The sequence below is a fragment of the Pseudomonas sp. P4_C1 genome (assembly GCF_056402155.1).
Genome location: NZ_JBFUHY010000004.1, coordinates 60,704 through 74,003 on the forward strand (window position 1 = coordinate 60,704; position 13,300 = coordinate 74,003).

Genomic DNA, 13,300 nt, shown 5'->3' on the forward strand with positions numbered 1-13,300 from the left:
GGTTTTTGTGGTGTTGCTAATGGCCTCATCGCGAGCAAGCTCGCTCCCACAGTGGTTCGGTGTATGCAGATCTAATGTGGGAGCGAGCTTGCTCGCGATGGCGGCCTATCAGGCACCGAGAATCTAAACCTTGGCACTCACCTCACTACGATTGACCAACGCTTCCAGCGCATCACTCAAACTCGGTGCCTTGTCGCCAATCAACAGATGCCAAATGCCACCGTCCAGCTTACTCACCCCCTGACAACCCAACGCTTTCAAATCACACTCCGACAACGCCTTGCCATCGGCCAGTTGCAGGCGGATGCGGGTCATGGCGATGCAGTGGAGTTGCAGCACATTGTCGCCACCACCCAGGGCATTGAGCCATTGCCGGGCCTCGGGTGTCGCCACGGCGGCAGGTGGCGGTGCGTCGATTTCTGCCGCCGGTGACGACACCATGGCGCGAGCCAGTGCCGGCATCGCCAGGCGAATTTCATCGGCAATGGCATCGGCCATCGGCCCGACCACCACCTGCAAGCTCCCGCCCTTGCCGGGACGCACCACGGCCATGGCGCCGAGTGCTTTCAGACCGGTATCCGAGGCCTTGTTGCGATCCACCATGTCCAGGCGCAGCCGCGTGGTGCAGGCGCCGACGGTGATCAGGTTTTCGGCACCGCCCAAGGCCTTGATGTAAGCCCCGGCGCGTTCGTTGTCGGCCACCGCAACCTGCGGGGCGGCAGCGCTGGTTTCGCGGCCCGGCGTCTTCAGGTCGAAACGCCGGATGCAGAAATCGAACACCACGTAGTAGATCACGGCATACGCCAGGCCCACCGGGAACACCAGCCAGCCGTTGGTGGACTTGCCCCAGCCAAGAATCATGTCGATGAAGCCGCCGGAGAAGGTGAACCCCAGGTGGATGTTCAGCAGATTGGTGATGGCCAACGACAGGCCGGTCAGCAACGCGTGCAATAAGAAGAGCAGTGGCGCAAGGAACATGAAGGCGAACTCGATGGGTTCGGTGACGCCGGTGAGGAACGAGGTCAGGGCCATCGACAGGAAGATACCGCCCATGACTTTGCGTCGTTCCGGCAAGGCGTTGCGGTACATTGCCAGGCACGCGGCGGGCAGGCCGAAGAGCATCATCGGGAACATGCCTGTGGTGAATTGGCCGCCCTTGGGGTCGCCGGCGAAGTAGCGTGAGATGTCGCCGGTCACGAGGGCGCCGGTAGCCGGGTCGGTGAAGTTGCCGAAGACGAACCATGCCATGTTGTTGATGATGTGGTGCAGGCCAGTGACGATCAACAGACGGTTGAACACGCCGAAGATGAAAGCGCCGATGCTGCCGCTGTCAAGCATCAACACGCCGAAACTGTTGATGCCATTCTGAATCGGTGGCCAGATCAGACCGAACACTACACCCAGACCCACAGCGGCAAACCCGGTGACAATCGGCACGAAGCGCCGGCCTCCGAAGAACGCCAGGTATTCCGGCAGCTTGATGTCCTTGAAGCGGTTGTACAGCGCGCCGGCCATCAGGCCACTGACGATCCCGGCGAGCATGCCCATGTTGATGCTCGGGTCGAGTACCTTGAGCGTGGCGATCATCACCAGGTAACCGATCACCCCGGCAAGACCCGCCGTACCGTTGTTGTCTTTGGCGAACCCGACCGCGATGCCGATGGCGAAGATCATCGCCAGGTTGGCAAAAATCACCTGGCCGGCGTCGTGGATGATCGCGATGTTCAGCAGGTCGGTGTCGCCCAGGCGCAGCAACAAACCGGCAATCGGCAGGATCGCGATCGGCAGCATCAGCGCGCGGCCGAGGCGCTGCAGGCCTTCGATGAAAAGTTGGTACATGGCGGATCTCCCTGGATTCTTGTTGTTCTTTAGCTCAGAGGCCAATGCTGGTGACAGGCGTGACGCACGGCGCTGGCGCTGCTCAGCTTGAGCAGGCCCTGGCTGATGCGCCGGCATTCGCTGGCGTCGAGATGACGCACGCGGTCCTTGATTTCACCGACCTGCACCGGGCTCACCGACAACTCACTGACCCCCAGGCCGACCAACACCGGCGTGGCCAATGGATCGGACGCCAGTGCACCGCACACACCCACCCAACGGTTGTGCTGTGCCGCACCGGCGCAGGTCTGGGCGATCAACCGCAGCAGCGCCGGGTGCAGCGCATCGACGCGCGCGGCGAGCCCGGCGTGGTCGCGGTCCATGGCCAGGGTGTATTGCGACAGGTCGTTGGTGCCGATGGACAGGAAGTCCGCGTGTTCGGCCAGTTGCTCGGCCAGCAGCGCGGCGGCCGGTACCTCGATCATCACCCCCAGCTCCGGGCGTTGCGCCAGGCCGAGTTCCGCGCACAAGGCGTCGAGGCGCTGGCGGATGTGCAGCAGTTCATCGACTTCCGTGACCATCGGCAGCAGGATCCGGCAGCGTGACAACGGGAGCAGGTGCAGCAGCGCGCGCAGCTGCTGGTCGAGCAGTTCAGGGCGAACCTGGGCCAGGCGAATGCCGCGCAGACCGAGCACCGGGTTGGCCTCGGCGGGCAGCGGCAGGTAGTCGAGTTGCTTGTCGCCACCGACGTCGATGGTGCGGATGATCACCGACTTGTCGCCCATGGCATCGAGCACCGCTTGATAGGCGTGGTGCTGTTCCTGTTCATCCGGGGCGGTGTGGCGGTCGACGAAGAGAAACTCGGTGCGCAGCAAGCCGACGCCGTCGGCACCATTGGCCAATGCGTCTGCCGCTTCCGCGCTGGACGCCACATTGGCGGCGACTTCGATGCGCAAGCCATCGATGGTCAGCGCGGGTGTGTGCGCCTGGGCCTGTTGTTCGGCCCGGCGTTGTTGCTGTTGCTGTTGCAGCTGGCGCACGTCGGCCAGGCGCTGTGTGCCGGGTGTCAGTTCGAGACGGCCGCCGTCGGCGTCCAGCACCACCGGTTGCCCCTGTTGCTGATCGAGCAGCGTCGAGCCCAGTGCGACCATGCACGGCAGGCCTTTGCCCCGGGCCAGAATCGCCACGTGAGAGGTCGCGCCGCCTTCTGCCATGCACAGACCGGCGGCGCCTTGCTGGCTCAGTTGCAGTAAATCGGATGGCGTCAGTTCATGGGCCGCGACGATGGCACCGGCCGGCACATCGTAATGCCAGGTATCGCCAAGCAATGCGCGCAGCACCCGTTGCTTGAGGTCGCGCAGGTCGTTGGCGCGTTCGGCCAGCAGCGTGCTGCCGGTTTGCTGGAGGACTTCGCATTGCGTGTCGATGGCCTGGCTCCAGGCGTGGGTCGCGGCCGTGCCCTGGGCGATGGTTTGACTGGCGGCGTCCAGCAGGGCCGGGTCTTCGAGCAGCGCCAGGTGCGCGGCGAAAATCGCCTCTTCGGCGGTGTCCTTGTGTTTTTTCGCCAGGGCCAGCGTGTGCTCGATTTCGCTGCGCACCTGGCTCCGTGCCGCGTCCAGTACTTGCAGTTGTTGTTGCGGATCATGGTGGCCGGCATCCACCGGCAGGCTGATCGCATTCAGGCGAAACAGCGGCCCGCCGACCAGGCCGGGCGCCGCGCAGACACCATGCAATACACCGGCTTCGGCGGGGCGACTGCGTTGAGCAATTGTGGGTGGCGCGGTGGCGTGACTGTCCTCGGCCAGGGCTGTGGATAACGCGGTCAGCAAGGCTTGCAACGCGGCTTCGGCATCCGGCCCCTGGCAACTGACCTGGACCTGCGCTTGCTCGCCGATGGCCAATCCCATCAGGCCGATCAGGCTGTCGCAGGTTGCCGATTTGCCAGCGAAATGCAGCTGCGATTTGCTCTTGAACCCTTGGGCTGTCTGGCGAATCAGTGCTGCCGGCCGCGCGTGCAAACCACCGCGGTGGGCGATGCGGATATGACCGACCTGTTCTTCGCCGGCAAGCTCTACTTCAACCTGCACTCCGGCGCTTTGGCGGCGGATGATGTGCAGTAACGGCTCGCCGACTTTCACCGATTTCAGAGTGATGGGGCGTGCCTGAAAGTCCTGGCTGTTGGTGAGGATCAGCAGGCTGACCAGGCTCTTGCACTGTTGCGCAACCTTGTCCAGGTCGTAGCGCAGCAGCGGCTGGCCGTTGGTGACCCGTGCGCCTTCCTTGACCAGCATCGAGAAACCCTGGCCCTGCAACTCGACCGTATCGAGGCCCAGGTGCAGGAGCAATTCGGCACCGTTGTCGGCACGCAGGGTCACTGCGTGGCCGGTGCGGGCGACATGCACCACCACGCCCGCGCAGGGGGCATGGAGCGTGTCGTTGAGCGGATCGATGGCGATGCCGTCACCCATGGCGCCGCTGGCAAACACCGGGTCCGGGACTTTGGCGAGCGTGAGCACCGGGCCGCTGAGCGGGGCGCTTAAAGTCAGCTCTTTATTGTTGTTATGCATGGCTCGGTCTCATCAAAAAAAACGGTTCGGATCAATGCGCTTCCCTGTAGGAGCGAGCCTGCTCGCGAAGAACTTGAGAGCAACGCGTACATTCAGGAAGAACGCGTCATCGTTCACGTCCATCGCGAGCAGGCTCGCTCCTACAGGTCAATCAATCGCCATTCGATTTAGTGTGTGCGCGTCACTTTGCTCAGGTGTCGCGGCTGGTCCGGGTCCATGCCTCGGGCCACGGCCAGGCCGGCAGCCATCACGTAGAAACTCTGGATCGCCAGAATCGGGTCGAGGGCCGGGTGTTCGGCGCGGGTCAGGGTCAGGTCGCGTTCAAGCACGTCATCCGGCGCGGCCAGCAGGACAAGGGCGCCGCGCTGGCGCATGTCGGCGGCCAGGCTCAACAAACCAGCCTGTTCGGGGCCCCGTGGGGCAAACACCAGCAGCGGGTAGTTGTCGCCAATCAAGGCCATCGGACCATGACGGACTTCGGCGCTGCTGAAGGCTTCGGCCTGGATCGCGGAGGTCTCCTTGAACTTGAGCGCCGCTTCCTGGGCGATGGCGAAACCGGCGCCACGGCCGATCACCATCAGCCGCTGACAACCGCGCAAGGCATCGATGGCCGGGCTCCAGTCCTGTTGCGCGGCGTCGCGCAGGCCTTCGGGCAAGGCAAGGCCGGCATTGAGCAATTCGGCATCTTCTTTCCAGTGGCTGATCAACCGCGCGCTGGCGCTGAGGGTGGCGATAAAACTCTTGGTCGCGGCGACGCTGCTTTCAGTGCCGGCCAACAATGGCAGGCTGAATTCGCAGGCGGCTTCCAATGGCGATTCTTCGGCGTTGACCAGCGAAATGCTCAGGGCGCCGCGCTTGCGCAACAGGCGCAGGCTGTTGACCAGGTCCGGGCTTTGCCCCGATTGCGAAAAGGCGAATGCCACCTGGCCGCTGACCTTCAATGGCGCCTGCTGCATGGTCACCACCGACATCGGCAGCGACGCCACCGGGATGCCCAGCAGTTGCATGGTCAGGTAGGCGAAGTAGCTGGCGGCGTGGTCGGAGCTGCCGCGTGCCACGGTCATGGCCACTTGCGGCGGCTGGCGGCGCAGGCGCCCGGCGATCTCGATCATCTGCGGGTCGAGTGTTTGCAACTGGGCCTGCACGGCCTCGAACGAGGACAGCGCCTCTTCAAGCATTTTTGAAGTCAATGTCTTCTCCTTCGACCATGACAGCGGTCAGTTTCAGTGAGCGATCCAGCCGCACGCAGTCGGCCCAGGCCCCCGGTTGCAGGCGCCCACGTTCGGTGAGGCCGAGGTAGTCGGCGGGGAATTGCGACAAGCGTTGCGAGGCTTCGGCAATGGGCAGGCCGATCTTCACCAGGTTGCGCAGGGCCTGATCCATGGTCAGGGTGCTGCCGGCCAGAGTGCCGTCGGGCAGGCGCACACCGCCCAGGCATTTGGTCACGGTGTGGCTGCCGAGCTTGTATTCGCCATCAGGCATGCCGGCGGCGGCGGTCGAGTCGGTGACGCAATACAGGCACGGGATCGAGCGCAGGGCCACGCGGATGGCGCCGGGGTGCACGTGCAGCAAGTCGGGTATCAGTTCCGCGTATTTGGCGTGGGCCAGCGCCGCGCCGACGATCCCCGGTTCGCGGTGATGCAGCGGGCTCATGGCGTTGTAGAGGTGGGTGAAACTGCTGGCGCCAGCCTCCAGCGCGGCCACGCCTTCCTCGTAACTGCCAAGGGTGTGGCCGATCTGCATGCGAACGCCGCGGCTGCTGAGGTCGCGAATCAAGGCGTCATGACCGGCGATTTCCGGGGCAATGGTGATCACCCGGATCGGCGCGAGCGCCAGATAGTCTTCAACTTCGGCCATCAGCGCGGTGTGGGCGAAGTTGGGTTGCGCGCCGAGTTTGCCAGGGTTGATGTAGGGGCCTTCCAGGTGCACGCCGAGGACGCGGGCACGGCCTTGCGGGCGCTGCTCACAGAACTCGCCGACGGCTTTGAGTACGCTGGAAATTTCCTCGCTCGGCGCGGTCATGGTGGTGGCCAGCAGCGACGTGGTGCCGAAGCGCACATGCGTTCGGGTAATGGTTTCGAAAGCGGGCGCACCTTCCATGATGTCTTTGCCGCCGCCGCCGTGAACGTGCAGGTCGATGAAACCCGGCAGCAGGTACGGCAGGCCGTTGTCCGCCGGATCGCAGGGCACGCCTTCGATGGACACGACCTTGCCGTGCTCGTGGACCAGTCGGCCGCGAACCCAGCCGTGGGCGGTGAGGATGTTGTCTTCGGACATGTTGGGTTCTCGGTGTTTAGCGACGCAGCTCTTTATCTACGAAGCTCTTTATCTTCGAAGCTCTTTATCTACGAAGCTCTGCAACAAAGTCGTAGTAGTCGTTGCGGCAATAGGTGTCGGTGACTTCGATGGGCGTGTTGTCTTCCAGGTAGCCGACCCGGGTCATCAGCAGCATGGCGGTGCCGGGGGCGATGCCGACCAGCGCGGCGAACTCGTCCGAGGCGTTGATCGCCTGAATGTGCTGCAGGGCGCGGACAACTGGCTTGCCGATACCGTCGAGGAATTCGTAGAGGGAGTCGCCGACCATTTGCGGTTTGGGAATGATCGAGGCGGGCAGGGTGCTCATTTCGATGGCCATCACCGTGTCGTCAGCCTTGCGCAGTCGTTTGAGGCGCGCGACCTTGTCGTTGGGCGACAGGCCGAGGCGGATCAGCTCTTCGTGGGTCGGCAGGGTGATTTCCCGCTCCAGCCATTGCGAGCCGGGCACGAAACCCTTGAGACGGAGCATTTCACTGAAGCCGGAAAGGCGCGACAACGGTTGTTCGAGGCGCGGCGTGATGAAGGTGCCGGAGCCCTGGTTGCGGCGGATCAGGCCTTGTTCGAACAACACTTCCAGCGCCTTGCGTGCAGTGACGCGGGAGATGCCCAGCGTCTCGCTCAGATTGCGTTCCGAGGGCATGGCCTGTTCGGCTTTCCACTGGCCGGCGTGGATCGCGGCCTCCAGATTGCGCGCCAGTTGCAGGTACAGCGGCGTGGGTTGGGTGTCGTCGGGGCGCAGGGCGTGTAGGTCGTTCATGTATGGATTGTCCGAAACGTATGTAGGAATTGTCGCTCGGTTGTGGCGCGAAATTAATACCACTTGAATACCATGTCAACGCGCGCGCCGAGCTTAAGGCGTAGTAAAGCCGGCCTGCTTCGGCAACAAAGAAAGGGGTTGGCTTGAAGTGGTATTAGCGCAGGGGAATTCAGAAGCAAAGATCGCAGCCTGCGGCAGCTCCTGCAGATCAGAGTGGTATCACCTCTGTAGGAGCTGCCGCAGGCTGCGATCTTTTGAATTTATTTTTTGATGTCGACCAATGGTCGTGGGGAATTACGGGCGGATTTCGATCATCGTGCCGTCCGGCACCAGGTTCCAGACTTCGCGCATGTCCATGTTGCGCATGGCGATGCAGCCGTCGGTCCAGTCCAGGGTGTGGAACAGGTCTTCCGGGGTGTCTTCGCTGTCCGGGGTGCCGTGGATCATGATCATGCCGCCGGGCTCGACGCCTTCACGACGGGCGCGGGCCGAGTCGCTGATGTTCGGGTAGGAAACGTGCATCGCCAGGTTGAAGCGATCGCTGGTCTTGCGCCAGTCGACCCAGTAGAAGCCTTCCGGGGTGCGCTTGTCGCCTTCCATCAGCTTTGGCCCCTTGGGACGCTTGCCCAGGGAAATGCGATAGGTCTTGAGCGGCTTGCCGTCATTGATCAATTGCAATTGATGGGAAGACTTGAGAACCAGGATTTTCTCGATGACCTTGCCGTTCAGGGTTTCCACGGCAGAAGCCTCGGACACCGCGACGAACGACAAACAGAACAGGGCAAGCAACCAGCGCATTGAAACGATTCCCCAAGAGGTGTCGCGACTATTTATGTATAGAAGTTTTTGCAGGAGCTGTCGCAGGCTCGTGCCGCGTTCGGGCGGTCTTTCGGCGCCTTTGAGTGATGCCGAGATGACATCAGATAATGGCAGGCTGAGCAAGTGGCGGGATCGATTCAGACCGAACGGGATAGACCTCGGTCCGCCGGTCAGCGAAGAAGCATTCTAAGGTACGACCCACCGTGCGGAAAGCCAGCTCATCCCATGGAATGTCCGCTTCGTCGAATAGTTGCACTTCCAGGCTCTCGGGGCCGGCAGAAAAATCCAGGTCCGCCAGCTCGGCACGGAAGAACACATGTACCTGGCTGATATGCGGCACGTCGATCAGGGTATAGATGCTCAGGTTGCGCACCCGGGCGCAGGCTTCCTCGGCGGTTTCGCGAATGGCCGCCTGTTCGATGGTCTCGCCGTTTTCCATGAAACCGGCGGGCAGGGTCCAGTAACCGCGACGTGGCTCGATGGCCCGTCGGCACAACAACACCTTGGTGCCCCAGGTCGCCACGCAACCGGCGACGATGTTGGGGTTCTGGTAGTGAATGGCCTGACAGCTGTCGCAGACAAAACGCAGGCGCGAATCGCCTTCGGGAATGCGCTGGGTCACCGGGTTACCGCACTGGCTGCAAAATTTCATGCTGGGGTTCCTGAATGCTGCGCCTATCTTGGCGTGCGGCAGTGTCTGTCGGCAAGTTGTCGTTTCGCGACATGGGGCTGTTGCGGGGGTTGGGCGACCGCAGCGATTGGTGCATGATGCCGGGTAGGGCACAGATCGAGAACACTCATGCTGGACGAGCTACTGCATCGGGTTAGCAACCACACACCAAGCACATTGGAGACCGACCGTCGTTTTCCCGAAGCCGCGGTACTGGTGCCCATCACCCGCAGTGACGAGCCTGAGCTGGTGTTGACCCTGCGTGCCAGCGGCCTGTCGACCCATGGCGGCGAAGTCGCCTTTCCCGGCGGGCGTCGTGACCCTGAAGACCCGGACCTGATTTTCACCGCCCTGCGGGAAGCCGAAGAAGAGATCGGCCTGCCGCCGGGGCTGGTCGAGGTGATCGGCCCGCTCAGCCCGCTGATCAGCCTGCATGGCATCCAGGTCACGCCCTATGTCGGGGTGATCCCGGATTTTGTCGAATACCGGGCCAACGATGCCGAGATCGCCGCGGTGTTCAGCGTGCCTCTGGAGTTCTTCCGCAAAGACCCCCGCGAACATACCCATCGCATCGATTATCAGGGCCGCAGCTGGTACGTGCCGAGCTATCGCTATGGCGAATACAAGATCTGGGGGCTGACGGCGATCATGATCGTCGAGTTGATCAACCTGCTGTATGACGCCAAAATCAGCCTGCACCAGCCTCCCAAAAGCTTTATCAATACCTGAAGCCATCGTTCGAATGGCCCTGCCTGAGCCCTGAGGAAAACAACAATGAAATACCGCCTGGGCGACGCCCGCGTCGAAACCCATCCACAGAGCTGGGTCGCACCCAATGCCGTGCTGGTGGGCAAGGTCAAGCTGGAAGAGGGCGCCAACGTCTGGTTCAACGCCGTGCTGCGCGGCGACAACGAGTTGATCCTGATCGGCAGGAACAGCAACGTCCAGGACGGCACCGTGATGCACACCGACATGGGCTACCCGCTAACCATCGGCACCGGCGTGACCATCGGCCACAACGCCATGCTTCACGGCTGCACCGTCGGCGACTACAGTCTGATCGGGATCAACGCGGTGATTCTCAATGGCGCGAAGATCGGCAAAAACTGCATCATCGGCGCCAACTCGCTGATTGGCGAAGGCAAGGAGATTCCGGACGGATCGCTGGTCATGGGGTCGCCCGGCAAAGTGGTGCGCGAATTGACCGAGCCGCAGATCAAGATGCTGGAAGCCAGCGCTGCTCACTATGTGCACAACTCGCAGCGTTATGCCCGCGATCTGGCCGAGCAGGAACAATGACCGCCACCGAACGCCCGGTCGCATCGCCCTGCGTGAGCATTTGTGCGCTGGACGACGATGATATCTGCACCGGTTGCCAACGCACGGTGGAGGAGATTACCCGCTGGAGCCGCATGACCAACGACGAGCGGCGCAAGGTGCTGGGGTTGTGTCATGAGCGGGCCAAGGCCAGTGGGTTGATCTGGATGCTGCCTTCCAAATCCGATAGCTGAATTGGCCCCAGAAAGTGCTTCGCACTTTATCGTCGGAGCGCCGCCCGGAGCAAGCTCGCTCCCACATTAGTTTGGTGTCGATCACAAAAGTGGGGTCGACATGAATCAATTGTGGGAGCGAGCTTGCTCGCGATGAGGCCATCCCAGGCACCCGACCTCTATTGGCTCGTCTCCCCCCTCTGAAGTACCCTGTGCACAAAATTGACAGGTACTTGTACACGCCATGCTCTTCCTGATCGCCTACATCGGCAGCGTCGTGCTGATCAACTTCGCCTTTTCCACCGCACCGCACCTGGACATCATCTGGTCCGCGTGGGGTGGTCTGGTGTTCATCCTGCGCGACATGGTGCAGACCCGCTTCGGCCATGGCGCCCTCGCGGCGATGCTGGTAGCGCTGGTTTTGTCCTATATCACCTCCGATCCGTCCATCGCCCTGGCCAGCGCCACGGCGTTCGCGGTTTCCGAGTGCATCGACTGGCTGGTGTTCAGCATCACCAAACGCCCCTTGCACGACCGTCTGTGGATAAGTTCGGCCCTGAGCATTCCCATCGATACCTTTATCTTTTTCGGCATGATCGACGCCCTGACGCCGGGGGTGATCCTCACCGCCCTGGGTTCGAAGTTCGCCGGGGTCACCGTCGTGTGGCTGATCATGGCCTGGCGCCTGCGCAAACAGGCTGTCGTCGGCTGAAGTTCATGTAAAATGCCGCGCTTTCTCCCCATGGGAAGCGTGCTTCCCTCGATGATCCGCTTCTTGAGGACCTTCAGATGACCCGTATCGGAACTCCATTGTCGCCGACCGCGACCCGCGTATTGATGTGTGGCTGTGGCGAGTTGGGCAAGGAAGTGGTGATCGAGCTGCAACGCCTGGGCGTTGAAGTGATTGCCGTGGACCGTTACGCCAACGCGCCGGCGATGCAGGTGGCGCACCGCAGCCACGTGATCAACATGCTCGATGGTGCTGCACTGCGCGCCGTGATCGAAGCCGAGAAGCCGCACTTCATCGTGCCGGAAATCGAAGCCATCGCCACCGCTACCCTGGTGGAACTGGAGGCCGAAGGTTTCAACGTGATCCCGACTGCCCGCGCTGCGCAATTGACCATGAACCGCGAAGGCATCCGTCGTCTGGCCGCTGAAGAACTGGACCTGCCAACCTCGCCGTATCACTTCGCCGACACCTTCGAGGACTACAGCAAAGCCGTCGAAGACCTCGGTTTTCCGTGCGTGGTCAAGCCGGTCATGAGTTCCTCGGGCAAGGGCCAGAGCCTGTTGCGCAGCGTCGATGACGTGCAGAAAGCCTGGGACTACGCCCAGGAAGGTGGCCGTGCCGGTAAAGGTCGGGTGATCATCGAAGGCTTCATCGATTTCGACTACGAAATCACCCTGCTGACCGTGCGCCACGTCGGCGGCACCACCTTCTGCGCGCCGGTCGGCCACCGTCAGGAGAAGGGCGACTACCAGGAATCCTGGCAGCCGCAAGCCATGAGCCCGATTGCCCTGGCTGAATCCGAGCGTGTTGCCAAAGCGGTGACTGAAGCCTTGGGTGGCCGTGGTCTGTTTGGCGTGGAGCTGTTCATCAAGGGCGACCAGGTGTGGTTCAGCGAAGTCTCGCCACGCCCGCATGACACCGGCCTGGTCACGCTGATCTCCCAGGACCTGTCGCAGTTCGCCTTGCATGCACGGGCCATTCTCGGTCTGCCGATCCCGTTGATCCGTCAGTTCGGGCCTTCGGCCTCTGCGGTGATCCTGGTGGAAGGGCAGTCGACCCAGACCGCTTTCGCCAATCTGGGGGCCGCACTCAGTGAGCCAGATACCGCGCTGCGCCTGTTCGGCAAGCCTGAAGTCAACGGCCAGCGCCGCATGGGCGTGGCCCTGGCGCGCGACGAGTCGATCGAAGCCGCCCGCGCCAAGGCAACCCGTGCTTCGCAGGCGGTTGTCGTCGAACTGTAAAAACAGCTATGGCGGGCCTATACCTTCTATAGGCATCGCGCCATTGCTTTACCTGTAGGAGCGAGCCTGCTCGCGATGGACTCAAGAACACCGCGGGGAACCCAGACTCCCCGCGTTATCGTTAACGACCATCGCGAGCAGGCTCGCTCCTACAGGTCATTTATCAATGCTTCAGGCCTGTACCCATGAACTCGCAAAGCATCATCGTCCCGAAAATCTCCACCCTGCCGGTGCACGAGCCCCGGGCCCGGGCGATCGTGCGCTGGCTGGTGCGCAAGAACATCATCCAGGAAGAACTGACCACCTGCGGCCGCACCGGCAACCGCATGGGCCACGCCATCGCTGAAGGCGCGCGCGCCGTGGTCCTGCACCCGGAGGCGCTGCCGTTCGGCGAAGCGGTCAATGGTCTGGAGATCGTCACCAAGCGCTGCATCTATACGCCGGCCAAAGGTTTTCTTGGAGAGGCGGGCTGTGCCGAGTGCCGCAAGGAAATCGGCGAAGCCCTCTTCGAAAGCCTGGAAGACTGGATGCCGGGGCGTACCGACAACTTCACCTGCCCCGAATGCGGGCATGAAGACGACATCAACGGGTTTCTGTTCCTGCAGGAGTGCGGCTTCTCCAACCTCGGTTTCATCTTCAATAACTGGGCCGAAGCCGGGTTCAAGCAGATCTTTCTCGACGAATTCGCCGATTGGCTGGATCAACCGGTCAGCTGGGTCAAGGTAGAACTGTAGGAGCGAGCTTGCTCGCGATGGACGTGCAGGCAACGCTCGTTTCCAGACAGCGCCGGTCATCGTTAACGACCATCGCGAACGAGCTCGCTCCTACAAGGGTTTTCGGTGCTAAAAGCCCCGTCGATCACCGCGTCAATAATAGACAGAGTTTTACATTG

13 protein-coding genes are annotated in these 13,300 nt (G+C 62.2%); 6 read left to right on the plus strand and 7 right to left on the minus strand.

Features of this window, described 5'->3' with window-relative positions; translation table 11 throughout:
* Positions 1-123: 123 nt before the first annotated feature.
* The 7 genes from nagE to AC1DU9_RS03845 all read right to left on the minus strand — a co-directional run bounded on the left by nagE (position 124) and on the right by AC1DU9_RS03845 (position 8,929).
* Positions 124-1,839, minus strand: coding sequence for an N-acetylglucosamine-specific PTS transporter subunit IIBC (gene nagE / locus AC1DU9_RS03815; protein WP_223460296.1), 1,716 nt, complete (start codon positions 1,837-1,839; stop codon positions 124-126).
* A gap of 29 nt (positions 1,840-1,868) precedes the next feature.
* On the minus strand, positions 1,869-4,385 hold the full coding sequence (gene ptsP, locus AC1DU9_RS03820; RefSeq protein WP_477809756.1) for a phosphoenolpyruvate--protein phosphotransferase: 2,517 nt from the start codon (positions 4,383-4,385) through the stop codon (positions 1,869-1,871).
* Between the two features lie 167 nt (positions 4,386-4,552).
* Complete coding sequence (locus tag AC1DU9_RS03825; RefSeq protein WP_477809757.1) at positions 4,553-5,575, minus strand: SIS domain-containing protein; 1,023 nt, start codon at positions 5,573-5,575, stop codon at positions 4,553-4,555.
* Positions 5,556-6,662 carry an N-acetylglucosamine-6-phosphate deacetylase gene (nagA, locus tag AC1DU9_RS03830; RefSeq protein ID WP_477809758.1) on the minus strand — a complete coding sequence of 369 codons (1,107 nt, stop codon included), beginning with the start codon at positions 6,660-6,662 and terminating at the stop codon, positions 5,556-5,558. The genes AC1DU9_RS03825 and nagA overlap by 20 nt, the downstream gene beginning before the upstream one ends.
* Before the next feature lie 64 nt (positions 6,663-6,726).
* A complete protein-coding gene (locus tag AC1DU9_RS03835; RefSeq protein WP_223460305.1) occupies positions 6,727-7,458 on the minus strand; it encodes a GntR family transcriptional regulator in 732 nt (243 codons plus the stop codon).
* Between the two features lie 294 nt (positions 7,459-7,752).
* Complete coding sequence (locus tag AC1DU9_RS03840; protein WP_223460307.1) at positions 7,753-8,256, minus strand: L,D-transpeptidase family protein; 504 nt, start codon at positions 8,254-8,256, stop codon at positions 7,753-7,755.
* A gap of 121 nt (positions 8,257-8,377) precedes the next feature.
* Positions 8,378-8,929 carry an NUDIX hydrolase gene (locus AC1DU9_RS03845; protein WP_008016748.1) on the minus strand — a complete coding sequence of 184 codons (552 nt, stop codon included), beginning with the start codon at positions 8,927-8,929 and terminating at the stop codon, positions 8,378-8,380.
* A 147-nt stretch (positions 8,930-9,076) separates the two neighbouring features.
* Between AC1DU9_RS03845 and AC1DU9_RS03850 the strand changes: the two genes are divergently transcribed.
* From AC1DU9_RS03850 to AC1DU9_RS03875, 6 genes are all read left to right on the plus strand, one after another.
* Positions 9,077-9,676 (plus strand): CoA pyrophosphatase, encoded by a 600-nt coding sequence (locus AC1DU9_RS03850; protein ID WP_223460308.1) that lies wholly within the window; start codon positions 9,077-9,079, stop codon positions 9,674-9,676.
* 45 nt (positions 9,677-9,721) lie between these two features.
* Positions 9,722-10,246, plus strand: coding sequence for a gamma carbonic anhydrase family protein (locus AC1DU9_RS03855; protein WP_477809759.1), 525 nt, complete (start codon positions 9,722-9,724; stop codon positions 10,244-10,246).
* On the plus strand, positions 10,243-10,458 hold the full coding sequence (locus AC1DU9_RS03860) for a DUF1289 domain-containing protein (protein ID WP_223460312.1): 216 nt from the start codon (positions 10,243-10,245) through the stop codon (positions 10,456-10,458). The genes AC1DU9_RS03855 and AC1DU9_RS03860 overlap by 4 nt, the downstream gene beginning before the upstream one ends.
* Positions 10,459-10,681: 223 nt before the next feature.
* A complete protein-coding gene (locus AC1DU9_RS03865; protein WP_223460314.1) occupies positions 10,682-11,149 on the plus strand; it encodes a VUT family protein in 468 nt (155 codons plus the stop codon).
* Positions 11,150-11,226: 77 nt separating this feature from the next.
* Positions 11,227-12,408 carry a formate-dependent phosphoribosylglycinamide formyltransferase gene (purT, locus tag AC1DU9_RS03870; RefSeq protein WP_150754484.1) on the plus strand — a complete coding sequence of 394 codons (1,182 nt, stop codon included), beginning with the start codon at positions 11,227-11,229 and terminating at the stop codon, positions 12,406-12,408.
* A 185-nt stretch (positions 12,409-12,593) separates the two neighbouring features.
* Positions 12,594-13,142: a sugar ABC transporter ATPase gene (locus AC1DU9_RS03875; protein ID WP_223460316.1), complete on the plus strand. Its 549-nt coding sequence runs from the start codon at positions 12,594-12,596 to the stop codon at positions 13,140-13,142.
* The last annotated feature ends 158 nt before the right edge of the window (positions 13,143-13,300 follow it).

What these genes read in the sequence shown, in the direction of transcription:
- nagE (WP_223460296.1), bottom strand. Translation starts at nt 1,839, where the DNA reads ATGTACCAACTTTTCATCGAAGGCCTGCAGCGCCTCGGCCGCGCGCTG.
- ptsP (WP_477809756.1), bottom strand. Translation starts at nt 4,385, where the DNA reads ATGCATAACAACAATAAAGAGCTGACTTTAAGCGCCCCGCTCAGCGGC.
- nagA (WP_477809758.1), bottom strand. Translation starts at nt 6,662, where the DNA reads ATGTCCGAAGACAACATCCTCACCGCCCACGGCTGGGTTCGCGGCCGA.
- AC1DU9_RS03835 (WP_223460305.1), bottom strand. Translation starts at nt 7,458, where the DNA reads ATGAACGACCTACACGCCCTGCGCCCCGACGACACCCAACCCACGCCG.
- AC1DU9_RS03840 (WP_223460307.1), bottom strand. Translation starts at nt 8,256, where the DNA reads ATGCGCTGGTTGCTTGCCCTGTTCTGTTTGTCGTTCGTCGCGGTGTCC.
- AC1DU9_RS03845 (WP_008016748.1), bottom strand. Translation starts at nt 8,929, where the DNA reads ATGAAATTTTGCAGCCAGTGCGGTAACCCGGTGACCCAGCGCATTCCC.
- AC1DU9_RS03850 (WP_223460308.1), top strand. Translation starts at nt 9,077, where the DNA reads ATGCTGGACGAGCTACTGCATCGGGTTAGCAACCACACACCAAGCACA.
- AC1DU9_RS03855 (WP_477809759.1), top strand. Translation starts at nt 9,722, where the DNA reads ATGAAATACCGCCTGGGCGACGCCCGCGTCGAAACCCATCCACAGAGC.
- AC1DU9_RS03860 (WP_223460312.1), top strand. Translation starts at nt 10,243, where the DNA reads ATGACCGCCACCGAACGCCCGGTCGCATCGCCCTGCGTGAGCATTTGT.
- AC1DU9_RS03865 (WP_223460314.1), top strand. Translation starts at nt 10,682, where the DNA reads ATGCTCTTCCTGATCGCCTACATCGGCAGCGTCGTGCTGATCAACTTC.
- purT (WP_150754484.1), top strand. Translation starts at nt 11,227, where the DNA reads ATGACCCGTATCGGAACTCCATTGTCGCCGACCGCGACCCGCGTATTG.
- AC1DU9_RS03875 (WP_223460316.1), top strand. Translation starts at nt 12,594, where the DNA reads ATGAACTCGCAAAGCATCATCGTCCCGAAAATCTCCACCCTGCCGGTG.